The following is a 25,425-nucleotide window of genomic DNA, read 5'->3' as shown; positions in this document are numbered from 1 at the left end:
GATTCAGGGGGGGTATTCCGGCGCCGGAAACCTGAATCAGGACCCCGGCTTTGTCTCGGGTGTCGATTTTCACATCGCGGCCGGCTCTCCCTGCATCGACAGGGGGTCCAACAGTGCACTGCCGTCGGATGCGGACGACCTGGACGACGATGCCGACACCGATGAAAAAATCCCCTTCGATCTGGATGCGGGCACGCGCCTGATAGACGGGGACGGCAACGCGAGCGAAGTGGTGGACATGGGAAGCTATGAGTACGGATCTTCCATCGCGTTGACGCTGCGGCTGGTGCGCACAAGTTTTGCCGAGGGCGAATCGCCCTGGGAGTGTGCGCTGGATATATCCGAAGCACAGGGCCAGAACCTGGATGTGACCCTCGCCTCCAGCGACGAGACCGAAATCACGGTGCCGGCTTCCGTTACCATCCCCGCCGGGCAGACCACCGTGTTCTTCAACATGACCATCGTGGACGACATCGAATACGATGACCACCAGTACGCCACCATCTCGGCATCCGCATCCGGCGTAAAGAGCGCCACCTCGGATGTCATCGAAATCATAGACAACGACACCAAGGCGCTGACGCTCAACGTGCCGCCCACGGCCACCGAAGGCGACGGGGACCTGGCCGACCACGGGTTTGTCCACATTTCCGGCACCCTGCCCACGCCCCTGGATGTGTACCTCAGTTCGAGCAACGAGATCGACCTGGAGGTCCCTGAATACGTGACCATCGGTTCCAACACTCAAAATGCCAGCTTCTGGATCCGCGTTCTCGATGACGACATCCTGGACGGCACCAGCAACGTCACCATCACGGCGTGGATTCCTTCCGACAACGACTTCAACACGGCGTACGGTTCTGTCAGCATCGCTGACAACGAAGTGCCGCCCACCATGTACACACTGACCATGTTCGTGTCGGGTCAGGGCACCACGACCCCCGCGGCCGGTGCGCACAGCTTTGCCGAGGGGTCTGAGGTGGCTGTTTCGGCGACCCCGGCTGCAGGCTGGCGCTTCGATGGGTGGAGCGGGGCTCTCTCGGGTAGCGAAAATCCGACCATGGTGACCATTGGCGGCACCCGCAACGTAACCGCCAATTTCAGCCTGATACCGCCGAACTACGATCTCACGGTTCAGACAGAAGGCGATGGCCAGGTGAATGTCAACCCGCCCGGTCTTACCTACGAAAGCGGCACCACCGTTCACCTCGAAGCGGTTCCCGGGGAAGGGTCGGTGCTGATCGAGTGGGTCGGCGATGTCAAGGACGATGGCATGCTGACGACCGCCATCGTCATGAATTCCGACAAAACCGTTACGGCAAGGTTCGGTCCCGACGGTGACGGCGACGGCATCAGCGATGAAACCGAATGCGGTCCGGACGGCAGCGATGACACCTACGACGGGAACGACGACGGCACGGCCGATGCCGAGCAGGCCAATGTGACCTCGGGTTTTACGGAAGACGATACCTACTACGTAACCCTGGCCTGCGAAGATCCGGCCACGCACGCCGCAGGCAACGGAACGCTGGCGGATATTGAAACCGGCGACCCTGTCAATCCACCCGAGGAGGCGGATTTTCCCTACGGCATCTTTTCGTTTTCCGTCAAGGGCGTCGGGATGGGCGGAGCAACCACCCTCGTGCTCTACTTCAACGACGGACCGGTGCCTGAATCCTACTGGAAGTACGGTCCCACGCCCTCGGATCCTACGGACCACTGGTACGAGTTCCTTTACGACGGGAACACCGGTGCGGAGATCGATGCGGTCAACAAGAGGATTATCCTGCACTTTGTGGACGGGGAACGCGGGGATGACAACGTTGTCGCCCAAGATGCCGACGTCGTCGATGACGGCGGGCCGACCATGGCTGCGGCGGTTCAGGAGCCGACGCCCGCCGCTGCATCGTCGGGCGGGTCTTCTTCCAGCAGCAGCTGTTTCATCGACAGTCTTCTGTTTTAAACGCCGCCTTTAAACGAAACCGGCACAACCCACGGGCGGCCCGACGAGGGCCGCCCGTGGGTTGTGCACCACCGCCCGGGCGCACCCACTTGGAGGTGAGGCTTTAGTGTAGGCGAAGCCAAGTCCTCTACACGCCCGACAGGGGAATTGTCAGCCGGACGGCAGATGAGGCACTGCGAGGTTTCGTATGGAGAGATCCCAAGGTTGTCAACACATATCAATAGCCTGTGATTACGTCACGTTCCGCTATGAAAATTGTCTTACCCTCGATTGCCGATACCATTTTTCCGATAAATTTGAAAAAAGAGGGGGCAAATCCGTCGAAATGGATTTGCCCACTGGTACATGATAAAAACTACCTTGCTATAATTGCCGTAGTGGTGACAGGTTCATATTTCCTGTGTCAATATTTGCTCCAGGGCCGTCTGGTCGGGAGCAACATTGGGAGTGGATAGCGGAACCGCCGCAAGCCATTCCAGAAACGGTTCGGTCTTTCCTATTGCCGGTGGTAAGTGTGACGACAAAATCGCTTTTGGTGCCATCTGACGAATGCTGTCCAGCCCTTGATTGAATTGGCTCGGTGGAACCATATGAACCCATGGGCTGTCCAAACTCGCCCAGCCGATCATGCCTTGAGCCAAAACCGACTCGTCAATATCATCGATACGTTTTGCCGGTGACGGGATAATGGCGCCGAAGCAATCGGCAGAAAATAATACCTCCGATTTGTCATCTTTGACGGCGATGGTCGTAGGATTATCGAACAGGGGCGGCCTTACGGCGGTTAGCTTGCGATCCCCCACATTAATACTGTCTCCCGGGTTCAGCCAGTAAACCCTATTCATTGGCACCGGCCAAGCCGTGCTCATCCTCAACACAGCCAAGGAGAATGCCGCAAGCCGCGCGTTTGGAGCTGCTTCAATTATTTTTTGAAGGCTGCCAATGTGATCCGCGTCATCGTGAGTAATCCATATCCACTTCAAATCTCGAGGATCGATGACCGACTCGAGAACCTTCATGAATTCCTCACTGTCTATACCCATTCCTGTATCGATAAGCACGGGCTCCTTTGCCTTGAGGAGGAAGGCATTGACGGGAAGAAATCCTGCTCCTGGGACCGGGAAATGAGATGGAAGAACCTCGATATCCGGCATTATTTGATATGCTTTTTCCATTTTAAAATCCTCCTTTTGTGATTGCTAACCAAGGCTTGGCATTCATTAGGCAATTAAGTAAACTTGTCGAATTCGTTGGAGATATCTTATACATAGCGGCCACCTTCATTTCAGCGAGTTGGGCTTTATAGAAGATGATACGTTCTGGAAAGGTAAGAACAGGTCAAGAATCGGGCCAACTCAGGCTCAAATTTAGAAAAACAGCATCAGATCAGGGATGATTTCAATGCAATATAAGATTCATACCTTATTTGGGAGACTGGGTCAAGGAATGGGGGTATTCCAACCGTCTCAAACGGGTTGTTTTGATAGCAGCACACCAGGTCTGCAAAGATCGATATTTACAATGGCGATGCTATCACATTTCGGGCAGGCTTTCTCTTGCAGACCGTTGAGAGAAGCCTGCAGCATGATTCTCAGGTGCCCGGGTTTCATCCGGATCGGTTTATAGATCACTTTTCGAATGTCAGGATTTTGAAAGATGGAGAAATGTTTAGCCTATGACAAAAGCGGATGGATTATCATCTTAATAGATGCTTATAATATAGAATATAGCTCAATTAAATATTATTTTACACTATAAAATTATTAGATTTTACATTTGACATGGTTGTGATCTGATGATAACTTAAGGGGCAAATGAATGGACTGTGAGCCGGAAGATGCTGAATTAATAACCCTGCTTGATTTAGATGGTTTTTCCTTTTGGCTTGGTAGCGGCTTTTGGGTGAAATTCGAAGCTCGTGAAGTTCCCAAAGACAAACACCGGCCACATGGTATCGGCTACTCACTGACATTGCATGATCGTAACAATACCAGGGTGCTCGGATTGGATAATGCGCATGCAATCAAAAGAAAAGGGCGCCGACCCAAGAAATATACCGGTCGGATTATCACATGGGACCACATTCACAGACAGGAAAAGATCGAGCGTTACTTATTTTCGTCCGCCAGTCAGCTGATTGACGATTTCTGGAAGTGCGTAAATGAGATTGTGGGCGATTAAGAAACCAAAGAGAGGCGAAAAAAATGAGAAAGAAGGTTGTCAAGGTCGGTATCATGCCGCTTGAGACGTTTCAAAAATATACGATGGCGATTGCCAGAGGAAAATATAAACCCAATAAAAACGAACCCAAGATCTGGTTTGAATCTATCGAGACTTGCATGCAGGTATTAAGCACCCGGAATATTGATCTTTTAAAAATGATTGAAAAAGAAAAGCCGGCATCGATAGATGAATTGTCAAAAATCTCCGGGCGGAATAAGGGAAATTTATCCCGAACCTTAAAAACATTTTACCGGCATCGACTCATTGATTTTATAGAGGAAGACCGGCGTAAAAGGCCGGTCGCACTGTCGACGCGATTTGATATTCAAGTCGGAAGAAATCTACCTGATTTCATGTTTGACAAAGACGCCATATCACAAATGGGTGAGACAGGCTGCTAGGCTATTTTTTACACCAAAACAAGTTTTATCGGTTGGAAATAGGGTTGGAAATGGGATTATTTGACCAATTAAAAGGGCTTATGAAATCCTCATAAGCCCTTGTTTTTGTTGTGGTACGCCCGGCGCGGTTCGAACGCGCGACTTTCAGCTCCGGAGGCTGACGCTCTATCCACTGAGCTACGGGCGCATTGGATGGAAAATAGAGAAACGATTTGGATATGTCAAGATATATCCGGTGTATGGTTTAAGGTAAAGGGGCTTCGGTGTAGGGTATACGGTGTAAGACGTTAGACGTGAAACGAGTCTCTCGCTTTACCTCTCACCTCTCACCTTTCACGTCTCACGTTTCACTTTAACGATGTAATCCGCTCAAATCAGCTTTTCCAGTGCCTGCTTGGCCTCTCCCACCACGTACAGCGACCCGGCGATGCAGATGACCTCGTTGCGTTTGGCGGTTTTCACGGCATGGGCGACGGCTTCGTCCACCGTGGGAAACTGCTTCACATTCCGGACAACCTCTTTGGCGACATCGTAAAGCACTCCGGGGTCGAGGGCCCGATCGATGACGGGCCGGGTCACGATCACCCGCCGGCACTGCTGCATGAGGGGGTGCAGCATGGCCCTGTAGGGCTTGTCGTCCAGAATGCCGGCCACCAGGGTGATGGGTCTCTTGGCCAGGTTGTCGCGCAGAAAGCGGGCCAGGTTGCGGGCGGCGGCCAGGTTGTGGGCCCCGTCCAGCAGGATGAGGGGGGCCTTACCGACAAATTCGAGCCTGCCGGGCCAGTGGACCTTCTGCAGGCCCTTCCGGACATGGGCTTCGTCGATCGTTGCCTTTTTTCTGCGGATCAGAGATTCGCAGGCGGCCAGCACCAGGGCGGCGTTGTCGACCTGATGCGGGCCGACAAGACTGGTCTTGAGCCGCTGCCAGTTGTGCTCCAGGCCGTAATAATTGAAGGAACCGTCCCCGTTTCTGCGGACGCGGAACGCCTTTCCGAAACAGTGAATCGGCGCCTTCTTCTGTGCGGCGATGGATGTCAGCGCGGAGCGTGCCTTGGGCTGGCTGGCGCCTGTCACGACCGGGACCCTGTATTTGATGATGCCGCCTTTTTCGCCGGCGATTTCGGCGATGGAGCCGCCCAGGTACATCCGGTGTTCCAGGGAGATGTTGGAGATGATACTCACGGCCGGTCGGATGATATTGGTGGCGTCCAGCCTTCCGCCCATACCGGTTTCGATGATGGCCCATTCGACGCCCTTTTCTGCGAATTCGTACAGGGCCATGGCCGTGGTGAACTCGAAAAAGGTCGGCTGACGTGATCCCCGGTGCGCCTTTTTCACCTTGCGGTAGGCGTCGACCACCCGTTTGTCTGAAATCATCCGGCCGTCGACCATGATTCTTTCGTTGAAGTCGATCAGGTGCGGTGAGGTGTAGAGGCCGGTCCGGTAGCCGGCGGCCTGCAGGATGGCGGCGAGCCCGGAGGCGATGGATCCCTTGCCGTTGGTGCCGGCAACGTGGATGCAATTGTATTGCCGTTGCGGATTACCCAACCCTTTCAGGATGTTGCGGATGGTGGCCAGTCCCAGCTTGATGCCGAAACGCTGCAGGGCGAACATTTCATCGAGGGTGGCCTGGTAAGATGATTTTGGGGCCATAACCGGTTGCCTCCGGAAAAAAAAACGCCCGACAGGAAACGCTTCCTGTCGGGCGGCATGCTGAAATCAGCTTATCTGTATCTGCGCCGAGAAGCCGCTATGCGCTGGCGCCGCAGCGCTTCACGCTGTTTGCGGCGTCTGTATTCACTGGGTTTTTCATAACTTTTCTTCAGCTTCAGTCTTTTGAAAAGCCCATCGTTTTGAATTTTCTTTTTCAAAATGCGCATGGCCTTTTCAAGGTCGTTGTCGTAGACTTTTACCTCAATTGCCTTCAAACTCGATCGCCCCCTTTGGTCCCATCGGCCGCACGATCGCCGATGGTTATTTCATTCCGGTCTGATGGGTAGTGCTCAGGTTAAAATATTTATAAATATACACGTTTTTCAATGATTGCAAGCAAAAAAATCACCCGGTCTTTTTTCAGGGCCGGGCGATTTTTGAACCTGAAGCGGGGGTTTCAACCCTAAAGCTTGGAAAGCAGCTCTTCGGTAACCGCTTTCACGCTGGGTTCGCCGTTGAGGGTGATGTACTTCATGCCGCCGTCTTTTCCGGCCAGGTCTCTGAAGTAATAGGCCGAAGCCAAGGTGCCGGTTTCCGCGTCGTAATAGATGTTGTGCCGTTTGTTGATGGCCTCTTCGTCCTGGTCGTCCGAGCGGGTTTTCAGGTCTCCCCCGCAAACGCGGCACTTGTCTCCGTCCGGCTTGATCGCATCGATATAGATGTTGTTGGGGTGGTTGTTGTCGTTGACGCAGAGTCTGCGCCCCATGATTCTGTTTTTGGCAATTTCACGGTCCAGCAGGATTTCGACGACGATATCCAGGGCCATGCCGGCTTCCTTGAGGGCCTCGTCGAGTTTGACGGCCTGGTTCTTGTTGCGCGGGAATCCGTCCAGCAGCCATCCATCCTTGCAGTCGTCTCTTTTCAGGCGGTCGAGGATCATGGGGATGGTGATCTCGTCCGGCACCAGATCGCCCTTGTCGATATATGCCTTGGCCTGGGCGCCCAGTTCGGTCCCATTGGAGATATTTTCGCGAAAAATGGCGCCCGATTCGATATGCGGTGTGTCATATTTGTCTTTTAGAATCGCCCCCTGTGTCCCCTTGCCGCTGCCGTTCGGCCCAAAAAACAAAATGTTCATTCTTTTCTCCTTTTCTCTTTATATGGATGTATATCAATTTAAAGTGTGAAACCCGCTGGGATTGCCGATCCGATGCCGGCATTACTATACAACCAGGCGGGTATTGTCAAGCTTCAAGCCGGGGTTAGGACCGTTTCTCCCTGCCGAGGATGACAGCGGCCAGGTCGAGGGCTTCCCGGCGCGTATCGATAAGGCCTGCAATTGTGGCCTCCTGCACCTGTCGGAGCACGGTGCCTATCAGGGAGGAGGGGGCCAGGCCGTAGACCCGCATGAGATCGTGCCCGTCCAACAGGGGGGCGGCTTTTTCCCGCGGCAGGTAGCCGGTGAAATAGTCGTCTAAAAGCCGATCCGCGAACTCGATAAACGCCCGGTGTTTTTCCGTGACCTCTCTGGCTTTGCCCCGGCTGTCGGCGGCCGCATGCAGGACGATGTCCGGGACCAGATCCCCGCAGGACAGGAAAAAGCGGGCGCGGGTCCTGCCGGGCGGTGCGGCGGCGGCCTGGTTGAACAGAAACAGGGGGCGCAGGTGGTGCCGCACGATGAAGCGCGTGGCCTCCCGTTCATGATTGGAAAATTTGTAGCGCCGTCCGATCCCGTCGATCATCCGGGCGCCGGTTTTGTCGTGACCGTAAAAGTGCCGGCCGCCCTTTTCGTCGACGGTCATGGCGGCCGGTTTGCCGATGTCGTGCAGCAGGGCGGCATTTTTAAGGACGGCGCAGCGCTTTGGGCGCATCCGTTCTTCCAGTCTCGCCGCGGATAGGGGGAGCGTGTGGCCGAGACGGCCCGTCAGGGCTTCGAGGTGGCCGAACGTCTCGATGGTGTGCACGAACGCATCATAGGCGTGGTGCCGGTTCCCGGGGCATTTCTTGAGATCCGCCAGTTCCGGGAACAGTTCCAGGATCAGGCCGCCGGCTGCCATGGCCCTGACGGCGGGGGCGGCGGAAGGGTATGTGAGCAGGGTAAACCACTCGCTGCGGACACGTTCACCGGGGGCCAGCCGTATCATGGGCCCTTTTTGCCCGATCGCGGCGGTCGTGCGCGCTTCGATGCCGAACCCGGTTTTGGCGGCGATGCGGTAGGCCCTCAGCAGCCGGACAGGATCGTGATCGAAAGCAGCCGGGGATACCATGCGGACGGTTTTGCCGGCCAGGTCTTTCCGGCCGCCGGCGATGTCGACGAGTTTGCGCGCCCTGATATCCCAGGCCATGGCGTTGATGGTGAAATCGCGCAGCCCTAAGTCCTCTTCGATGGATGCGCCCTTGAGCAGGGACACGTCGAAAACGACATTCCTGCCGACGACGCGCCAGATACGCTTGGCCCCCCTGCCCATGTCGATCACACGGGTTCGATGCATGGCCGCCAGTTCGCGGGCGTATCGCTTCGGATCCGTTTTTACGACGATGTCATAATCCAGCGGCCGCTGCTTCAGCAAGGAGTCCCTGACGGAACCGCCCACCAGGAAGACGTCGTCGTTTGTATCCGGCAATGGGTGGTGGATGTTTATCATGTTTGACCTAACCCGGATAAACCGGAAAAGATAAGGATTTGATCACGAAAACACGAAAGTCCAAAGCAGGAAAAGGACCATGAAAATTTTCGTGTTTTCCCGTTTTCGTGCTTTCGTGATCGGTTTTATTTTTTTCCCATTACATATCACTCGGTGGCTTGTGGGCGTTGAGTAACCAATACCCTACGTTGTTTACGCCGTTTCCGTCAAGAAGCGCTTCCGCTCCCATTGCCGCTTTGTGGAAGCCCGCTAAAAAGCTTGACATAGGGGCAAGGATGAATTATTTATATACACAGAACAAGTGAAGGCATGTACCCGCCTTGTAAGAAAATACCCGAATTCTGCATAATCAAAAGGTCAAGAAAGACACTCATATAGTCCTCAAACAGCCGGCAGGTCATAAAACACCCGTAGATACGCATATTTTTATATAGAGTTAGATGCAAACTGCAGACAACGGCCTGCTCACGATCCTTTGATGTAAATCAGACAGAATGGTATGCGGTAAGGATGATTGCCGGCGAGGTGCAGCAATTCAGTGCCGTTGGGCTTTACAGAAATTCAATGAAAAGGGGTTATGAATCGATGAACATTGTCGAACTAAAGGAACAGAAAATCAGCAAGCTGGCCAAAATGGCCAAAGAGCTTCACATCGACGGTGCCGCGGGCATGCGCAAGCAGGAACTGATCTTTGCACTGCTGCAGGCCCAGATCGAAAAAGACGGTTTGATCTTCGGTGAAGGGACTTTGGAGATCCTGCCGGACGGATTCGGTTTTCTCAGGGCGCCGAACTACAATTACCTTCCGGGACCGGATGACATTTACGTGTCGCCTTCTCAGATCCGCCGGTTCAATCTGCGAACCGGGGACACCGTGTCCGGACAGATTCGCCAGCCCAAAGAATCGGAACGCTATTTCGCCCTGCTGAAGGTGGAAGCCGTCAATTACGAGGACCCCGAAGTGGCCCGGGACAAAATCCTCTTCGACAACCTGACGCCCCTGTATCCGGAAAAGAAGATCAATTTGGAGAATGACCCGGAAAACTATTCGACCCGCGTCATGGACCTGATGACGCCCATCGGGTTCGGCCAGAGGGGGCTGATCGTTTCGCCCCCGAGAACCGGTAAAACCATGCTGCTTCAGTTCATCGCCAACAGCATTGTGGCCAACCACAAGGACATCGAGCTTTTTGTCCTCCTGATCGACGAGCGGCCCGAGGAAGTGACGGATATGGAGCGTTCGGTCAGGGGAGAGGTGATCAGCTCCACCTTCGACGAACCGGCGGAACGCCATGTTCAGGTGGCGGAGATGGTTATCGAAAAAGCCAAACGGCTGGTCGAGCACAAGAAAAATGTCATCATCCTGCTGGACAGCATCACCCGGCTCGCCCGGGCCTACAACTCGGTGATGCCGCCCAGTGGCAAGATCCTGTCCGGCGGTGTGGACTCCAACGCGCTGCAGCGCCCCAAACGGTTTTTCGGGGCGGCGCGGAATATCGAGGACGGCGGCAGCCTGACCATCATCGCCACGGCGCTGGTGGACACCGGAAGCCGCATGGACGAGGTCATTTTCGAAGAGTTCAAGGGTACCGGCAACATGGAAATACAGCTGGATAGAAGGCTCGCAGACAAGCGCCTCTTCCCGGCCATCGACATCAACAAATCGGGTACGCGCAAGGAAGAACTGCTGCTCGACGAAGCCACCCTGAACCGGGTGTGGATTTTGAGAAAACTGCTGTCGTCGTTAAATCCCATTGACAGCCTCGAGTTTTTGCTTGATAAAATGACGGGAACAGAGGATAATAAACATTTTCTGGATTCAATGAATGCCTGACAAAGCGCTTTTGCGCTGCCGGGCTTCGGACCGGAATCATTAATTTATATTATTGCAGGGGGTTATAGTAGACATGAAACCAGATATTCATCCGGAATACGCCGATACAACCATAAAGTGCGCCTGCGGCAACACAGTGGAAGTGGGTTCCACCAGAAAAGATATCAGCGTTGAAATATGCTCCAAGTGCCACCCGTTCTTCACCGGAAAGCAGAAACTAGTGGACACGGCGGGACGCATCGAGAGATTCCGTAAAAAATACGAGAAGTTTCAGAAAAAGTCCTGATCCGGAACCGTTTCCGGCCGATACGAAAAAGCCTCTTCCCAACGACCCCGGCGTTTTGCATGCCGTCCCGCGGGAGGCACAGAGCAGGCCGGGAGGTGAGGGCTATCTGACACCTTAGTCGACAAGCGTTCGAAGCAGGTGGTACTGACATACACGACCGCACGCAGTCCGAGGCCGACTGTATCCGGTTTTCGCCGCGGCAACGCACGGAAGGACCGAAAAGCACGAAACCGCCCGTTTCGTGTTTTTGTCTTTCGGAGTATGCGCCCATGTTCAATAAACTGATTGGTGTTGAAAACCGTTTTCTCGAGATCGAAAAGCAGCTGAGCGATCCGAAAGTCGTCCAGGATCTGGAGGCCTACCAGAAGTACGTCCGCGAGCACGCCGAACTCGGCAAGATCGTCAACGCATTCAGGAAATATAAAAAAATCGGGGTGGAAATCGACGGCAGCGTCGAACTCTTGAAAGATGACGACCCGGAGATTCACGCCATGGCAAGGGACGAGATCGAGCGGTTGACCGTGGAAAAGGAGGCGCTGGAAAAGGAGCTGAAAAAACTGCTGATCCCCAAGGATCCGCTGGATGAGAAAAACGTCATCATCGAAATCCGGGCCGGCACCGGGGGAGAGGAGGCAGGCCTGTTCGCGGCCGACCTTTTCAAGATGTACAACCGGTTTGCGGAGACCATGGGGTGGAAGGTCGAGATCATGAGCCACAATCCCACCGGCGTGGGCGGCTTCAAAGAAGTGATCGCCATGGTCCATGGCCGGGGGGCCTACAGCCGGCTGAAATACGAAAGCGGCACCCACCGGGTTCAGCGCGTGCCGGCGACGGAAGCCCAGGGGAGGGTGCATACCTCCGCCGTTACCGTGGCGGTACTGCCCGAGGCCGAGGAGGTGGAGGTTAAGATCGACCCCAGCGACATCAAGGTGGACGTCTACCGCTCCCAGGGTCCGGGCGGACAGTCCGTCAACACGACCGATTCGGCCGTGCGCATCACCCATCTGCCGACCGGTGTCGTGGTCACCTGCCAGGATGAAAAATCCCAGCACAAGAATAAGGCCAAGGCTCTGAAGGTGCTGCGTTCGCGTCTTTTCGACACCATGGTCAGGGAACAGAACGAGGAACGCTCCGAGCAGCGCAAATGCCAGGTGGGATCCGGCGACAGGAGCGAACGCATCCGAACCTACAACTATCAGCAGGGGCGGGTGACCGACCACAGGATAGGGCTCACGCTTTACAAACTGGAAAGCATCCTGCAGGGCGACATCAACGAAATCGTCGACGAGCTGACTACCTTCTACCAGGCACAGACACTGAAGCATGAAAGCGCCGCAACCATCCAGTGAAGGCCCCTGGACCATTCTCAAGCTTCTCGAGTGGACGACCGGTTACTTTAAAACCCAAGCCATAGACAACCCGCGCTCCACGGCCGAGGTGCTGCTGGCGCATGCACTCGGATTGCAGCGGCTCGATCTTTATCTGCAATACGACCGCCCCATGAACGCAGACGAATTGAGGGCGTTCAAAACCCTCATAAAAAGGCGCCTGGCGCGGGAGCCGGTGGCCTACATCACCGGGAGCAGGGAGTTCTGGTCCCTCGATTTTCACGTCAACCGGGACGTGCTGATCCCCAGGCCCGAAACCGAGTGTCTGGTGGAAACCGCCGTGGCGGTCGTGGACGCCTGGGATGCCGGCCGACCCGGTCGTATCCTGGAATTGGGCACGGGTTCGGGGGCCGTGATCATCTCCCTGGCGGGGGAACGGCCGGGGCACCGCTATTTCGCCTCGGACATTTCCAGCGCGGCCCTTTCCGTGGCCCGCGCCAACAGCGCCTCCCACGGAAAGGAGGCGATCCTGTTCTTTGCAGGCGACTGGCTGGCGCCCGTAACATGTGCTGGAGAAGGGTTCGACCTCGTCCTGTCGAATCCCCCCTACATCCGTCGCTCCGACATCGACGGCCTGCAGCCCGAAATCCATCGCTATGAACCGCGGCAGGCCCTGAACGGCGAAGAAGACGGACTCGGAAGCCTGCGGCGGCTCATCGAAACCGCGCCCGACTGTCTGCGGGAGGGGGGGCACCTGTTGCTGGAAATAGGGTACGGACAGGAGCCCGACGTCGAGGCGATGGCCCGGCTGTCCGGCCGCTATGACCAAACAGCGTTCGCCAAGGACTACAGCGGGATCGCACGCGTGGTTAAATTGAGGCGCGGGGCGTAGGGCGCAAGGTGCAAGGGGTTGCCGTGAGACGTGAAAGATGAGACGTGAGGCGCGGGGCGCAAGGGGTGGGAGCGGGTACCCGACGCCCTGCGCCTTATTCAAAAAATACCTTGCATGCCCAAAAATAATTTGTTACGTATCAACGTTTTAATCACACCCGCTCCTGGACCCGGAGGCCGGTGCTTTTCAATGGGTTGAAGACACTTGGAAAGTCGCCTGCGGGGATGATGGGGGCGCAGGAAAAACCAGCAGTAAAGGAGAAAAAAATGGCGTACATTACAATGAAAGAGCTTCTGGAGGCCGGTGTTCACTTCGGGCATCAGACCAAACGATGGAATCCGAAGATGAAACCCTATATCTTTGGAGCCAGAAACGGCATCTACATCATCGACCTGCAGAAAACCGTCCGCATGTTCCGGTCCGTATACGACTTCGTCAGGGAAACGGTGGCCGGCGGCAAGTCCGTTCTGTTCGTGGGAACCAAGAAGCAGGCCCGCGAATCCATCTACGAAGAAGCCAACCGCTGCGAGATGTTTTACGTCCACAACCGGTGGCTGGGCGGGATGCTGACCAATTTCAAGACGATCAAACAGAGCATCGATCGTCTCAATTACTTGAATACCATCGAAAATGACGGTTCGATCGAGATGTTTCCGAAAAAGGAACGCCTGAAACTGGGAAAAGAGCGCGTCAAACTGGACAACACGCTTGGCGGCATCCGTGAAATGACAAAACTGCCGGGGGTCATTTTTGTGGTGGATCCCAAGAACGAAGCCATTGCCGTTCGCGAGGGCCGGCGGTTGAACATACCTATCGTCGCCATCGTGGATACCAACTGCGACCCCGACAACATCGATCACATCATCCCCGGAAACGATGACGCTATCCGTGCCATCAGGCTGATCACGTCACGCATAGCGGACGCATGTATCGAAGGCCGCGAGCTTTACAAAGAGAGACAGCAGGCCAAGGCCGACAAGGAGGTCGAGGGGGAGTCTGAACTCGAAGCGGCCTCCGCCGATTTGAAGCCGGGCGAAAGAAAGGTCATTTCCGACGGTACCGACGGGCCGGTGGTCGAGATCATCCGCAAGGGTGCCAAGCCGGAAACCGGAGACGAAAGCCAGGAAGCGACGGGCGCCGACACAGAGGCACCGGCCGCCGAAGATACAGGAGAATAGAAAATGACGACAATAAGTGCAGGGATGGTCAAGCAGCTCCGGGAGAAATCCGGGGCGGGAATCATGGATTGTAAACAGGCCTTGGCCGAGTGCGAGGGTGATATCGATAAAGCGGTCGATTTTTTGCGGAAAAAAGGGCTGGCCACGGCCAAGAAAAGGGCCGGCCGGGCCACCATGGAAGGCGCCGTTCAATCCTACATCCACATGGGTGGGAAGATCGGCGTGCTGGTGGAAGTGAACTGCGAAACCGATTTCGTTGCCAAAACCGATGATTTTCTGGACTTCGTCAAAAACATCGCCATGCACATCGCCGCTTCCAATCCGGCGGGCATCGTGGAGGAAGACGTATCTCAGGACGTTGTCGACAAGGAAAAGGAAATTTACCGCGCCCAGGCCCTTGAGATGGGAAAGCCCGAAAAAATGGTCGACAAAATCGCCGAGGGTAAACTGAACAAGTTCTTCAAGGAGAACTGCCTGATGCACCAGGCCTACGTCAAAGACCCCAACATGACGATTACCGATTATTTGAACGACGTTATCGCGAAAACAGGGGAGAAGATCACCATCAAACGCTTTGCACGCTTCCAGATCGGAGAGTCATAATATTGGCGAAGCCCCGCTACAAGAGAATACTGCTGAAATTGAGCGGCGAGGCCCTGATGGGCGATCAGGATTTCGGCATCAGTCCGGGAATGTTGGAATACGTTGCCGCGGAAGTTCGTTCCATCTGCGATCTCGGCATGGAAATCGCGATCGTCGTGGGCGGGGGAAACATCTTTCGCGGCGTGGCGGCGAGCTCTTTCGGCATGGAAAGAACATCGGCGGACCACATGGGCATGCTGGCCACGATCATGAACAGCCTGGCGTTGCAGGACGCACTGGAGAAAAACGATATCCAGACCCGGGTCCAAACGGCAATCTCGATGCATGAAGTGGCCGAACCCTACATCCGCAGGCGTGCGGCAAGGCACCTCGAGCGGGGGCGGGTCGTCATTTTCGCGGCCGGTACCGGAAATCCCTATTTCACAACGGACACGGCAGCGGTTTTACGGGCCCAGGAGATACATGCCGAGATCCTTTTCAAGGCTACGAAAGTGAACGGCCTCTACGATGCGGATCCCGAAACGAACCCGTCGGCCAGCGTTTACAAAGAGATCAACTACATGGAGGTACTGGAAAAACAGCTGAAGGTGATGGACATGACGGCCATATCGCTCGCCATGGACAACAGGCTTCCCCTGGTCGTTTTCAGCCTGAAAGAAAAGGGCAACATCAAAAGGGTCAGTTGCGGAGAGGATATCGGTACACTCATTCATTGATTTAAGGGGTGACGGAACATGATAGCAGAAGTTCACGAAGATACCAGAGAACGCATGAGTAAAACGATTACCGCCCTTAAGAACGAATTGAAGCGGATCAGGACGGGACGGGCCTCCCTGTCGCTTCTTGACGGTATCCGGGTGGATTACTATGGGACCATGACACCCTTGAACCAGATGGCGACACTGGCCGTTCCGGAGAGCCGCCTGATTACCATTCAGCCGTGGGACGCTTCCGTGCTGAAGGAGATCGAAAAAGCGGTCTTGAAATCGGACCTCGGGTTGACGCCCTCCAACGACGGAAAAATCATCCGCCTCGCCATTCCACCGCTGACGGAAGAACGCCGCAAGGAACTGGTCAAGGTGGTCCACAAAATGTGCGAGGAGCATAAGGTCGCGGCCCGCAACATCCGGCGGGATTCCAATGAACTGTTAAAGGCCATGAAGAAAGACGGGGACATCTCCGAAGACGACGCCTTCAAGGCCCAGGACGACGTTCAGAAGATTACCGACGGGTGCATAGAAAAGATCGACGACATCTACAAGGAAAAAGAGAAAGAGATCCTTGAATTCTAGCGCAGACCCGGCTGCCCGGGCCGGACTCGATACCGCCGCAATGCCGTCCCACGTCGCCATCATCATGGACGGCAACGGACGCTGGGCCAAGAAGCGCATGCTGAACCGGGTAAGGGGCCATGAAAAGGGCGCCGACACCGTTCGCATGGTCGTACGTGCCAGTCGCGAACTGGGAATCCCGGTGCTGACCCTCTACGCATTTTCGACCGAAAACTGGCAGCGCCCCGCCGCCGAAATCAACGCTCTGATGACCCTTTTAAAGCGTTTTCTCAAATCGGAGCAGGCGGAGATGCTTGAAAACAACGTCCGGCTGAACGCCATCGGGGAGATCGACCGTTTGCCGGCCGCTGTTCGGAAGCTTCTGCTCGACACCATGCGGGCGACGGAAGGCAACACGGGCCTGTTGCTGAACCTGGCCCTGAGCTACGGTGCCAGGTCGGAGCTTGTCCGCATGGCGCGCATGTTGGCCTCGGCCGCCGCCGATGGAAAACTCCCGCCCGCCGCCATCGATGAAGCCATGGTTTCATCCCACCTGTACACCCGGGGCATCCCCGATCCGGACCTTTTGATCAGAACCAGCGGAGAAAAGCGGATCAGTAATTTCCTGCTGTGGCAGATTGCCTATGCGGAACTGTACATCAGCGACACGCTGTGGCCGGATTTCAGCCGGGAAGAATATGTTCGCATTCTCAAGGATTACCAGGGCCGCGAGCGCCGTTACGGCAAGGTGGACGCCTGAAAGACGACGCTTCCGAGGGACGCGTACGGTGTGCATTCATCTCTGCCTGAAAGCCGCCTTAAATGGTTGTCTATAAGGATTCCAGGGGAAAAAGTTCATGGCTCATAGCTGACAGCCGATAGCGTGCCATGAGCTATGAGCTCGTCTCTGTGTCACTCGACCAGGCCCCGCCGGAGGGGGCCGATTTGCGCCAGGCGGTTGAACCAGGCCCTGTCACGCCATCGAAGCCCGCGTCAATTTATTTGTTTACACGGGCCCTGTCTTCCCTTTATACTCCCCTTGACTGCCCGCACCGCTTTTTTCTGGAAAAATCGGCTTAGGAAAAAAACATGCATCTGAAACGCTGGATTACCGGGCTGAGCGCCCTGCCTCTGCTCATCTATATCATCGTAAAAGGCGGGCTTTTTTTCACCCTGTTTGTCGGACTGGCGTCCCTGATCGCCATGTGGGAGTACCTGCGCATCTCTCAGACGGCTAGAGGGGGTACAGCCGCCCTGGTCATGAAAGTAGTGGCGTACCTGTATGTCCCCTTGATCGTGGGGGGCGCCCACCAGCTGTCCGCGGAAAGCATCCTCAACAGCGTCGTCATCTGCTTCTGTATAACGGGCGTCGCGTCGGTTCTGCTTTTTGGGAACGACCCGCAGATAATCGATACCACCCGCAAACTGCTGTTGGGGGCGCTGTATGTCCCCTTGCTGTTTTCCTACCTGGTTCTGATTCGCGACGGCGTTGCGCCTGGGGGCGCCGTATGGATCTTTTTCGTCCTGGTGATCGTGTTTGCCGGGGATATCAGCGCCCTTTACGTGGGCACCTATTTCGGGAAGCACAAGATCTATCCGGCGTTGAGTCCCAAGAAAACGATCGAAGGTTCTCTGGGGGGGCTCGGCGCCAATCTGTTTTGCGGGGCTCTGTTCAAGGCTATCTTCCTGCCGGAGCTGTCCTGGTGGACCAGCCTGGTATTTTGCCTGTCGCTGGGGGTCGCCGGACAGATCGGCGACTTTTTCGAATCCGGGTTGAAAAGAGGGGCCAACATTAAGGACTCTGGGGGCATCCTGCCGGGACACGGAGGGATCCTCGACCGTACCGATGCGCTCATGTTTGCGGCCCCCGTGGCGTACCTGTTCAAGGTGCACCTTTTCTAAGCCGAGCATTTTCCTGGTGGTTGTTAAATGATGAAAAATATCAGCATACTGGGATCGACCGGGTCCATCGGCACCAACGCCCTTGACGTCGTCGCTGGATTTCCGGACCGATTTCAGGTGAAAGCCCTGACCGCCAAGAGCAACATTGCCCTGCTGGCCGAGCAGATCAAAAAGTTTTCACCGGCGGTGGCGGTGGTTTACGACGAGGAGGGCGCACAGCGGCTTGAGGACATGCTTCCGGAAGACACGGCGGTCGGCATTCATTACGGGGACGAAGGCTATCGGATCGCGGCGACCCTGCCGGAAGTGCATACCGTGCTGACCGCCATGGTCGGCGCGGCCGGGCTGAAGCCCACGGTGGCGGCCATCCGGGCGGGCAAGACCATAGCGCTGGCCAACAAGGAAACACTGGTCATGGCCGGCGAGCTGGTGATGAAGATGGCTGCGGACCACGGGGTGGACATTCTGCCGGTGGACAGCGAACACAGCGCGATCTTCCAGTGCCTGCAGGGAAACCGGCGGGAGGACCTGAAACGCCTGATCATAACGGCTTCCGGCGGTCCCTTCTTCAAAAGGGATCCGCGCACCTTCGACACCATTCAGCCTTCCGATGCCCTGAAACACCCCAACTGGCAGATGGGCAGCAAGATTACCATCGATTCGGCCACCCTGATGAACAAGGGCCTGGAGGTGATCGAGGCCAAACACCTGTTCGGGGTCGACCTCTCCATGATCGACGTCGTGGTTCACCCGCAAAGCATCATCCACTCCATGGTGGCGTACAGGGATGGTTCCATCATGGCCCAACTCGGTGTTCCGGACATGAAAAGCGCCATCGCCCTGGCCCTGTCCCACCCGGAGCGACTGCCGCTGGGGCAGCCCCTGCCTGATTTCAGCGCAATCGGCGGCTTCACGTTTGCCGAACCCGATCTGAAAACATTTCCCTGCCTGGCGCTGGCCATGGAGGCGTGCCGGATGGGCGGCACCGTTCCGGCGGCGATGAATGCCGCCAATGAGATCGCGGTGGCGGCGTTTCTGGAGGGCGGGTTGCCGTTTACCGGGATATCCGGCGTCATCCGGGAAACCATGGCACGGCTGGGTGAGGGCGGCAGCCCTTCTCTGGAAGCGATAATGGCTGTCGACCGGGCCGCGCGCCTGCATGCCGCGGCGGTGATCGCGGCCCTGTAGGGCCGGATATAAAAATCCTAAATTTTAATTCACCAAATTCGAAACAAATATCAAATTCAAATGTTCAAGTATTCAAAGCATCATGCGTTAACGCGTGTTGACTATACCCGGGTTCATTCTTATAGTTGAGCATGACTACCAATATTACAGCTTTTGTCCTCGTCCTGGGTATTCTCGTCTTTTTTCACGAGCTGGGACACTTCCTGATGGCCAGGCTTTTCGGCGTCGGGGTGGAAAAATTTTCCCTGGGGTTCGGTCCGCGCATTGCCGGCAAGAAAATCGGCCGGACCGACTACCGCCTATCGGCCATCCCCTTGGGCGGTTACGTGAAGATGGTGGGTGAAGACCCGACCGTGGAAGTGGACCCGGAAGAGATCGCCGTGTCCTTTACCCACAAGCACGTCTTTAAACGGATGATGATCGTTGCCGCCGGCCCCCTGTTCAACCTCCTGCTGGCCGTGATCATATTTTACTGCATTTTTCAAGTGTCCGGGACCTACATCCTGAAACCCGGCATCGGGGGGGTACAGGCCGATTCGCCGGCCGCCGCGGCAGGCTTGCGGGCCGGAGACACGATTGTATCCATCGACGGCACCCCCGTGGCGAGCTGGGAGGAAATGGCCGCGATCATAATGGCCTCCGAAGGCCGGCCCCTCGTATTGACCGTTCAGCGTCCTCAATGGGAACCGTTTACGACCACTGTCACCCCCATGGCGTCGGTGTCGAAGAATATTTTCGGGGAGGATATCAACCGCTACATTATCGGTATTTCCTCTGCCGGCGACGTCATCAATCAGCGGCTGAACCCCGTGGAGGCGATGGCTGAAAGCCTGCGCCAGACCTACAACATCACCCGTCTCACCATTGTCAGTGTTGTCAAGCTGATCCAGGGCACCGTTTCCACAAAGACCCTGGGCGGCCCCATCATGATTGCCGAACTGGCCGGACAGCAGGCCCGGGAAGGCGCTTTGAACCTGGTGTTCTTCATCGCCCTTCTCAGTATCAATCTGGCGATCATCAATTTTCTGCCCATCCCCATACTGGACGGCGGGCACCTCCTGTTTTTTCTGATAGAGGCGGTCACGCGGCGCCCCGTAAACACGCGCATGCGGGAAATAGCCCAGCAGGCCGGGGTTTTCATTCTCATTTTATTGATGATTTTCGTTTTCTACAACGACATCGCCCGCATATTTTCGAGTTGACGGCCGCTGCCGGGCAACCGGTGTGTGAAAACAGGGGTCCAGGGGGAAAAGCTCATAGCTGACAGGGAATCGCCGACAGCAGGCAATGAGCTGTTCCCTGTCAGCTATGAGCTTGTCTATTGCGAATTTCAAATTGAGTCTGAGTGACCGGTGTGCTATAGCGTCAGAAAGTTATTTCGCCCTAAACTGAGCGTTTCAAATTTTAGGGGTTCCTTATTTTCATTTATTTTCAGCGGAAAAACATCTTCCTTGTATATGCGGCAACCTCGACAATCGCTCAGATTAGGTTCGCCAAACGTTATGAACAGCGGCGAAGCCGCGTTTCATAAAGAATTGTCTCCCCGTTAAGGAGACAATTCGTTATTAGGGGGTCATACGCATGCCACATCGACTCGAAATCGCCATCAAGCCTGAATTGCTTGACGCCGAAGGCCAGGGGATTCGGAAAAAAGCGCAAGACTACTTCGGCATCGAACTCGACAGCGTACGGGTGGTGCAGATCAACACCATCGACATGGACCTTTCGCCGGCCCAGTGCGACACCATTCAAAAAGATGTTTTTACGAACCCGATTACCCAAATTTCTTCCTACGAACCGCTGCCCCTCGATTTCGACTGGATCATCTGGGTGGGGTACCGGCCGGGCGTCAAGGACAACCCGGGAAGCACCGCGGTGGAAGCCATAGAAGACGCCCTGGGCGTGACCATGGGGGCCGGCAGCGCCGTCTACACCTCCAAACGGTACTGTATACGCTCGCCGCGGCTGACCGAAGGAGATGTGCGCAAGGTTGCCGGCGAGCTTCTGGCCAACGACCTGATCCAGCAGTGGAAAATCTACGATCGTACGCTGTGGGACCCCAGCGTGGGCATCGGTTTCATCATTCCCAAAGTCGTTCTCGATCACACTCCCACGGTGTCGACCATACCGGTGGAAAGCGATGCCGCCCTGCAGAAAATCAGCGACCGGCGAAACCTGGCGCTGAATTCCAGCGACATCCCCACCATCAGGGAATACTTTTTGAAGAGGAACGTCCTGGAGCAGAGAAATGCGGTGGGCTTGTCCAACCCGACCGACGTGGAGCTGGAATACATTTCACAGGCCAGAAGCGACCACTGCAACCACAACACCTTCCAGGGGCTGTTTCGCTACAAAAGCCTCAAAACCGGACGCACCGAAACCATCGACAACCTTTTCAAGACCTGTATTCAGGAACCCACCCTCGAACTGAAGGCCAAGAAGGACTGGGTGGTGTCCGTTCTGTGGGACAACGCCGGCGCCGGACGCTTCGACCGCGACCACTACTACGTCATCACCGGAGAAACCCACAACTCACCGTCCAACATGGAAGCTTACGGCGGGGCCATCACGGGCATCGTCGGCATATACCGGGACCCCATGGGGACCGGCAAGGGCTCCCGGCTTATCATGGGAAGCTATGGCTTCTGCGTAGGGGACCGGGACTACGATGGGGACCTGAGCCCGCGCCTGCACCCGCGCAGGCTTCTTGACGGGGTGATCGAGGGGGTCAGGGACGGCGGCAACAAAAGCGGCATTCCCACCACTTACGGCCAGGTCCTTTTTCACCACGGATACATGGGAAAATGCCTGGTCTTCGTGACCGCCGTCGGGTTGATGCCCGCTATGGTGGCTGGCGAGCCATCGGAAACCAAGGATATTTTTGCCGGCGACCTGGTGGTCATGAGCGGCGGCAGGGTGGGTAAGGACGGCATCCACGGCGTTACGGCGGCATCGGAAACGTTTTCGGAGAGCACGCCTGCCGGGCATGTGCAGATAGGGGATCCCTACACCCAGAAAAAAATGCACGACTTCCTGCTGGAGGCAAGGGACGAGGGACTCATCCGCTTCATCACCGACAACGGGGGGGGCGGGCTTTCCTCTTCCGTGGGCGAAACGGCGCGTTTTTCCAACGGCTGCGAGATCCAGCTTGAAAAGGTGCCCCTGAAGTACGACGGCCTGGATCAGTGGGAAATCTGGGTGTCGGAATCCCAGGAAAGAATGACCATCGCCGTCGAGCCGAAGCATATAGACCGGTTTCTGGAGCTGTCCCGGAAGCATGCCGTTGAAAGTACGGTCATCGGGACCTACACGGACTCGGGGAAGCTGCACATCACATTCAACGGTGAAACCTGCGCCTACGTGGACATCGATTTTCTGAAGTCCGGGTTTCCGCAGTGGGAGTTCGATGCCGTGTGGCAGCCGCCTGAATCGAGGGGTCTTTACGAACCCGTGTTGAAGGCCCCCAAAGACTACGGCCGGCTGCTGGTCGACATGCTGGCCCGTCCGAACATTTGCGGCCGCGAGTGGATAACCCGGCAATACGACCACGAAGTGCAGGGGACCAGTGTCATCAAACCGCTGGTGGGCGAGGAGCGGGATGTCAACAGCGACGCCGCCGTCATCAGGCCGGTGCTCCCTTCCAAGAGGGGGCTGGCTTTTTCCCAGGCGCTCATACCCGCCTATTCGGCCATCGATGCCTATCACATGACCACCTGCACCATCGATGAAGCGGTAAGAAGGCTGGTTGCCGTGGGCGGCGACATGGAACACGTCGGCGGCGTGGATAATTTCTGCTGGCCGAGCATTCAATACCACCCGGTCGACAATCCGGACGGAAAGTACAAGGCAGCGCAACTGGTGCGCTCCTGTCTGGCCCTGCGAGACATCTGCCTGGCTTACGAGATCCCGCTGCTTTCCGGGAAGGACAGCATGTATGTGGACGGTTATCTCACCGGCCGGTACGGGGAAACGCACAAGCTTTCGGCTCTGGAAACACTCCAGTTTTCGACCATCGGCGTGGTCGAGGATATCGAAACGTGCATGACCATGGACAGCAAGTTGCCGGGGGACCTCGTCTACATCCTGGGAAGCACACGCAACGAACTGGGGGGTGGTGAATATTACGAGCACCTCGGCTACACCGGCCTGAATGTGCCCGAAGTGATTCCGGACCAGTTCCTGCCGCTTTACCGGGCCCTGGTCCAGGCCGTGAAGGACGGTGCGACGGCTTCGGTGCACGGCGTCTACCGCGGCGGCCTGGGGGTGCACACGGCCCTGGTGGCCATGGCCGGAAATCTGGGCATGGAGGTGGACCTGAGACTGGTTCCGGTGCAGGAGCCTCTCAGGGATGACACCCTTCTTTTTTCGGAGTCATGCGGCCGGTTTGTGGCCACCGTCGACCCATCGAAAAGGGAGCGGTTCGAGCGCCACTTCAAGGGTCAGCCCTGTGCCTGTGTCGGGAAGGTCGGCGGGAACAAGGTATTCAGCATTATAGGAAATGACGGCGAGGTGATCCTCGAAAAGAAGGTGGCGGAACTGAAGGATGCATGGAAAAAGCCGTTTGGAGACTTGATATGAGTGATGTGAATGTCGTGGTGCTCACCGGGTACGGACTGAATTGCGATCACGAGACGGCCTATGGCTTTGAGCTTGCGGGGGCGAAATCCCACCGTATCCACATCAATGCCCTGATCGACGGGTCCGTCAACCTGGACAATTTCGAGATACTGGTGTTCGGGGGCGGGTTCAGTTGGGGGGATGATCACGGGGCGGGCGTCGTCCAGGCCCTGCGCATGCGCACGAACATCGGCACCCAGATTCAGGCGTTCGTGGAGCGGGGCAATCTGGTCATCGGCATTTGCAACGGGTTCCAGACCCTGGTCAACATGGGGCTGCTGCCCGGGTTTGCCGCCTCGGCCCACGACGGAAAGGCCCGGAGGCAGTCGGTGGCCCTGACCTACAACGATTGCGGCAACTTCCGGGATGCATGGGTCCGCCTGCGGACGCTTCCCGAGTCCGGCTGTATCTTCACGCGTGGCCTGGACCAGTTGGAACTTCCCGTGCGACATGGTGAGGGCAAGTTCATGGCGGACGAAGCGACGGTCAAGCGCTTGTTCGATAACGGCCAGGTCGTACTGCAGTACATAGGGGAGGGCGGCAGGGTTGCCGACGGGGAATACCCGTATAACCCCAACGGCTCACTCCGGGATATCGCCGGGATCTGCGACGCCACCGGCCGTGTATTCGGACTCATGCCCCACCCCGAGGGATATAACCACTGGACCAACCACCCGGACTGGACACGCCGGAAAGAATTGCTTCAACGCCGCGGTGAACCGCTGCCCGAGGGCTTGCCCCCGGGTATCCGGATATTCAAGAACGCGGTCGATTATCTGGCTAAGGCGTAAGGTGCAAGGCGCAGGGCAATTCAAAGCATCATGCGTCGAGCGTTTCGCCCCTCGAGTTCCGCGCCCTGAAGGCTATTCGCAGCGACGCAGTCGCGTTTCATAAAATCGTGGGACACGATTTTATTCCCACGTCCCTTTTTCCCCGCTCGGGCTCCTGACGATTCTGGCGCTGCCGTTGATGTTCACATGGATGCCCATGTAGCGGCCGACCTTGTTTTTCATGTACACATGCCCCCCCAGCCCGTTGGGAAGCCCCAGCTGATTGAAGCGGATTCTGGGAACACCGCCGGCAAATGAGGCCTCGATAAGGGAGACGCCGGGCGGTACCCGGCCGCTCGTTGCGATCCGCTCGTCGGCTTCGCGGGTCCATAGCCCGGGCAGCCCCCCGCCGTTGTCCACAAAGGCGGTGTAAGTGCCGTCGAGGCGGCCGTCGCCGTCGGGATCGAAGGTCAGAACGAGGTTGCGGTCTTCCTTTACGGCCAGCATTCGGACATGCTGAATGGCCACCAACAGGTCGATGACCCCGGTTTTCAGTTTTGTGTTTTGCATCCACCTGCCGACCTGCGGCGTGGCAACGGCGGCAAGGATGCCGATAACGGCCAAGGTGACCATCAACTCAATCAGGGTGAATCCCCGGTGCGCGGCCATGGC

Annotated in this window: 22 protein-coding genes, 1 tRNA gene and 1 pseudogene; 17 read left to right on the top strand and 7 right to left on the bottom strand. The window is 56.4% G+C overall.

What is annotated here, in order from left to right:
* A partial coding sequence (locus LJE94_12885) for a hypothetical protein (GenBank protein MCG6911003.1) occupies positions 1–1,963 on the top strand: 1,963 nt, incomplete at its 5' end.
* A gap of 389 nt (positions 1,964–2,352) precedes the next feature.
* Here LJE94_12885 and LJE94_12880 read toward each other — a convergent pair.
* Complete coding sequence (locus LJE94_12880) at positions 2,353–3,138, bottom strand: MBL fold metallo-hydrolase (GenBank protein MCG6911002.1); 786 nt, start codon at positions 3,136–3,138, stop codon at positions 2,353–2,355.
* Positions 3,139–3,781: 643 nt separating this feature from the next.
* On the opposite strand from LJE94_12880, the gene LJE94_12875 reads away from it, so the two are divergent.
* Both LJE94_12875 and LJE94_12870 read left to right on the top strand, forming a co-directional pair.
* Entirely contained in the window at positions 3,782–4,144 is a 363-nt protein-coding gene (locus tag LJE94_12875; protein ID MCG6911001.1) for a DUF6516 family protein, read from the top strand.
* A gap of 23 nt (positions 4,145–4,167) precedes the next feature.
* Positions 4,168–4,587, top strand: coding sequence for a transcriptional regulator (locus LJE94_12870; protein ID MCG6911000.1), 420 nt, complete (start codon positions 4,168–4,170; stop codon positions 4,585–4,587).
* Between the two features lie 111 nt (positions 4,588–4,698).
* Here LJE94_12870 and LJE94_12865 read toward each other — a convergent pair.
* The 5 genes from LJE94_12865 to LJE94_12845 all read right to left on the bottom strand — a co-directional run bounded on the left by LJE94_12865 (position 4,699) and on the right by LJE94_12845 (position 8,885).
* Positions 4,699–4,774, bottom strand: a tRNA-Arg gene (locus tag LJE94_12865).
* A 182-nt stretch (positions 4,775–4,956) separates the two neighbouring features.
* Positions 4,957–6,240, bottom strand: coding sequence for a bifunctional folylpolyglutamate synthase/dihydrofolate synthase (locus tag LJE94_12860; protein MCG6910999.1), 1,284 nt, complete (start codon positions 6,238–6,240; stop codon positions 4,957–4,959).
* Positions 6,241–6,311: 71 nt separating this feature from the next.
* Positions 6,312–6,515 (bottom strand): 30S ribosomal protein S21, encoded by a 204-nt coding sequence (gene rpsU, locus LJE94_12855; protein ID MCG6910998.1) that lies wholly within the window; start codon positions 6,513–6,515, stop codon positions 6,312–6,314.
* Between the two features lie 188 nt (positions 6,516–6,703).
* On the bottom strand, positions 6,704–7,378 hold the full coding sequence (locus LJE94_12850; protein ID MCG6910997.1) for an adenylate kinase: 675 nt from the start codon (positions 7,376–7,378) through the stop codon (positions 6,704–6,706).
* A 124-nt stretch (positions 7,379–7,502) separates the two neighbouring features.
* Positions 7,503–8,885, bottom strand: coding sequence for an HD domain-containing protein (locus LJE94_12845; protein MCG6910996.1), 1,383 nt, complete (start codon positions 8,883–8,885; stop codon positions 7,503–7,505).
* A 585-nt stretch (positions 8,886–9,470) separates the two neighbouring features.
* Here LJE94_12845 and rho point away from each other — a divergent pair.
* The 14 genes from rho to purQ all read left to right on the top strand — a co-directional run bounded on the left by rho (position 9,471) and on the right by purQ (position 24,774).
* On the top strand, positions 9,471–10,718 hold the full coding sequence (rho, locus tag LJE94_12840; GenBank protein ID MCG6910995.1) for a transcription termination factor Rho: 1,248 nt from the start codon (positions 9,471–9,473) through the stop codon (positions 10,716–10,718).
* Between the two features lie 73 nt (positions 10,719–10,791).
* On the top strand, positions 10,792–11,004 hold the full coding sequence (gene rpmE / locus LJE94_12835) for a 50S ribosomal protein L31 (protein MCG6910994.1): 213 nt from the start codon (positions 10,792–10,794) through the stop codon (positions 11,002–11,004).
* A 269-nt stretch (positions 11,005–11,273) separates the two neighbouring features.
* Positions 11,274–12,353, top strand: coding sequence for a peptide chain release factor 1 (gene prfA, locus LJE94_12830; protein ID MCG6910993.1), 1,080 nt, complete (start codon positions 11,274–11,276; stop codon positions 12,351–12,353).
* A complete protein-coding gene (gene prmC, locus LJE94_12825) occupies positions 12,328–13,224 on the top strand; it encodes a peptide chain release factor N(5)-glutamine methyltransferase (GenBank protein ID MCG6910992.1) in 897 nt (298 codons plus the stop codon). Before prfA ends, prmC begins: the two co-directional genes overlap by 26 nt.
* A gap of 266 nt (positions 13,225–13,490) precedes the next feature.
* Complete coding sequence (gene rpsB / locus LJE94_12820; protein ID MCG6910991.1) at positions 13,491–14,402, top strand: 30S ribosomal protein S2; 912 nt, start codon at positions 13,491–13,493, stop codon at positions 14,400–14,402.
* A 3-nt stretch (positions 14,403–14,405) separates the two neighbouring features.
* A complete protein-coding gene (gene tsf / locus LJE94_12815) occupies positions 14,406–15,005 on the top strand; it encodes a translation elongation factor Ts (GenBank protein ID MCG6910990.1) in 600 nt (199 codons plus the stop codon).
* 2 nt (positions 15,006–15,007) lie between these two features.
* Positions 15,008–15,721 (top strand): UMP kinase, encoded by a 714-nt coding sequence (gene pyrH / locus LJE94_12810; protein ID MCG6910989.1) that lies wholly within the window; start codon positions 15,008–15,010, stop codon positions 15,719–15,721.
* 18 nt (positions 15,722–15,739) lie between these two features.
* A complete protein-coding gene (frr, locus tag LJE94_12805) occupies positions 15,740–16,297 on the top strand; it encodes a ribosome recycling factor (protein ID MCG6910988.1) in 558 nt (185 codons plus the stop codon).
* Positions 16,287–17,036 (top strand): isoprenyl transferase, encoded by a 750-nt coding sequence (locus LJE94_12800; GenBank protein ID MCG6910987.1) that lies wholly within the window; start codon positions 16,287–16,289, stop codon positions 17,034–17,036. The genes frr and LJE94_12800 overlap by 11 nt, the downstream gene beginning before the upstream one ends.
* 329 nt (positions 17,037–17,365) lie before the next feature.
* Positions 17,366–18,178, top strand: a complete 813-nt coding sequence (locus LJE94_12795) for a phosphatidate cytidylyltransferase (GenBank protein MCG6910986.1) — start codon at positions 17,366–17,368, stop codon at positions 18,176–18,178.
* A 30-nt stretch (positions 18,179–18,208) separates the two neighbouring features.
* On the top strand, positions 18,209–19,366 hold the full coding sequence (locus tag LJE94_12790) for a 1-deoxy-D-xylulose-5-phosphate reductoisomerase (GenBank protein ID MCG6910985.1): 1,158 nt from the start codon (positions 18,209–18,211) through the stop codon (positions 19,364–19,366).
* A gap of 131 nt (positions 19,367–19,497) precedes the next feature.
* Positions 19,498–20,568 carry an RIP metalloprotease RseP gene (gene rseP / locus LJE94_12785; GenBank protein ID MCG6910984.1) on the top strand — a complete coding sequence of 357 codons (1,071 nt, stop codon included), beginning with the start codon at positions 19,498–19,500 and terminating at the stop codon, positions 20,566–20,568.
* Between the two features lie 379 nt (positions 20,569–20,947).
* Positions 20,948–23,944, top strand: coding sequence for a phosphoribosylformylglycinamidine synthase (locus LJE94_12780; protein ID MCG6910983.1), 2,997 nt, complete (start codon positions 20,948–20,950; stop codon positions 23,942–23,944).
* The gene (gene purQ, locus LJE94_12775; GenBank protein MCG6910982.1) at positions 23,941–24,774 is read left to right on the top strand and encodes a phosphoribosylformylglycinamidine synthase I; all 834 of its coding nucleotides are present in this window, start codon (positions 23,941–23,943) and stop codon (positions 24,772–24,774) included. Before LJE94_12780 ends, purQ begins: the two co-directional genes overlap by 4 nt.
* 561 nt (positions 24,775–25,335) lie before the next feature.
* On the opposite strand, the pseudogene LJE94_12770 reads toward purQ, so the two are convergent.
* Positions 25,336–25,422 (bottom strand): annotated as a pseudogene (locus LJE94_12770) (prepilin-type N-terminal cleavage/methylation domain-containing protein).
* Positions 25,423–25,425: the final 3 nt, after the last annotated feature.

It is taken from the genome of Deltaproteobacteria bacterium, assembly GCA_022340465.1.
Classification (GTDB): Bacteria; Desulfobacterota; Desulfobacteria; order Desulfobacterales; family B30-G6; genus JAJDNW01.
The sequence above is the reverse complement of the archived record's forward strand: the minus strand, read 5'-3'. Positions and strand labels throughout refer to the sequence as shown.

Bases quoted from the DNA above. Each gene is read 5' to 3' on its own strand.
- LJE94_12860 (MCG6910999.1), bottom strand. From the start codon at position 6,240: ATGGCCCCAAAATCATCTTACCAGGCCACCCTCGATGAAATGTTCGCC.
- rseP (MCG6910984.1), top strand. From the start codon at position 19,498: ATGACTACCAATATTACAGCTTTTGTCCTCGTCCTGGGTATTCTCGTC.
- frr (MCG6910988.1), top strand. From the start codon at position 15,740: ATGATAGCAGAAGTTCACGAAGATACCAGAGAACGCATGAGTAAAACG.
- rpsB (MCG6910991.1), top strand. From the start codon at position 13,491: ATGGCGTACATTACAATGAAAGAGCTTCTGGAGGCCGGTGTTCACTTC.
- purQ (MCG6910982.1), top strand. From the start codon at position 23,941: ATGAGTGATGTGAATGTCGTGGTGCTCACCGGGTACGGACTGAATTGC.
- rho (MCG6910995.1), top strand. From the start codon at position 9,471: ATGAACATTGTCGAACTAAAGGAACAGAAAATCAGCAAGCTGGCCAAA.
- LJE94_12795 (MCG6910986.1), top strand. From the start codon at position 17,366: ATGCATCTGAAACGCTGGATTACCGGGCTGAGCGCCCTGCCTCTGCTC.
- LJE94_12845 (MCG6910996.1), bottom strand. From the start codon at position 8,885: ATGATAAACATCCACCACCCATTGCCGGATACAAACGACGACGTCTTC.
- LJE94_12790 (MCG6910985.1), top strand. From the start codon at position 18,209: ATGAAAAATATCAGCATACTGGGATCGACCGGGTCCATCGGCACCAAC.
- LJE94_12780 (MCG6910983.1), top strand. From the start codon at position 20,948: ATGCCACATCGACTCGAAATCGCCATCAAGCCTGAATTGCTTGACGCC.
- prmC (MCG6910992.1), top strand. From the start codon at position 12,328: ATGAAAGCGCCGCAACCATCCAGTGAAGGCCCCTGGACCATTCTCAAG.
- LJE94_12870 (MCG6911000.1), top strand. From the start codon at position 4,168: ATGAGAAAGAAGGTTGTCAAGGTCGGTATCATGCCGCTTGAGACGTTT.
- prfA (MCG6910993.1), top strand. From the start codon at position 11,274: ATGTTCAATAAACTGATTGGTGTTGAAAACCGTTTTCTCGAGATCGAA.
- tsf (MCG6910990.1), top strand. From the start codon at position 14,406: ATGACGACAATAAGTGCAGGGATGGTCAAGCAGCTCCGGGAGAAATCC.
- rpmE (MCG6910994.1), top strand. From the start codon at position 10,792: ATGAAACCAGATATTCATCCGGAATACGCCGATACAACCATAAAGTGC.
- LJE94_12875 (MCG6911001.1), top strand. From the start codon at position 3,782: ATGGACTGTGAGCCGGAAGATGCTGAATTAATAACCCTGCTTGATTTA.
- LJE94_12880 (MCG6911002.1), bottom strand. From the start codon at position 3,138: ATGGAAAAAGCATATCAAATAATGCCGGATATCGAGGTTCTTCCATCT.
- LJE94_12850 (MCG6910997.1), bottom strand. From the start codon at position 7,378: ATGAACATTTTGTTTTTTGGGCCGAACGGCAGCGGCAAGGGGACACAG.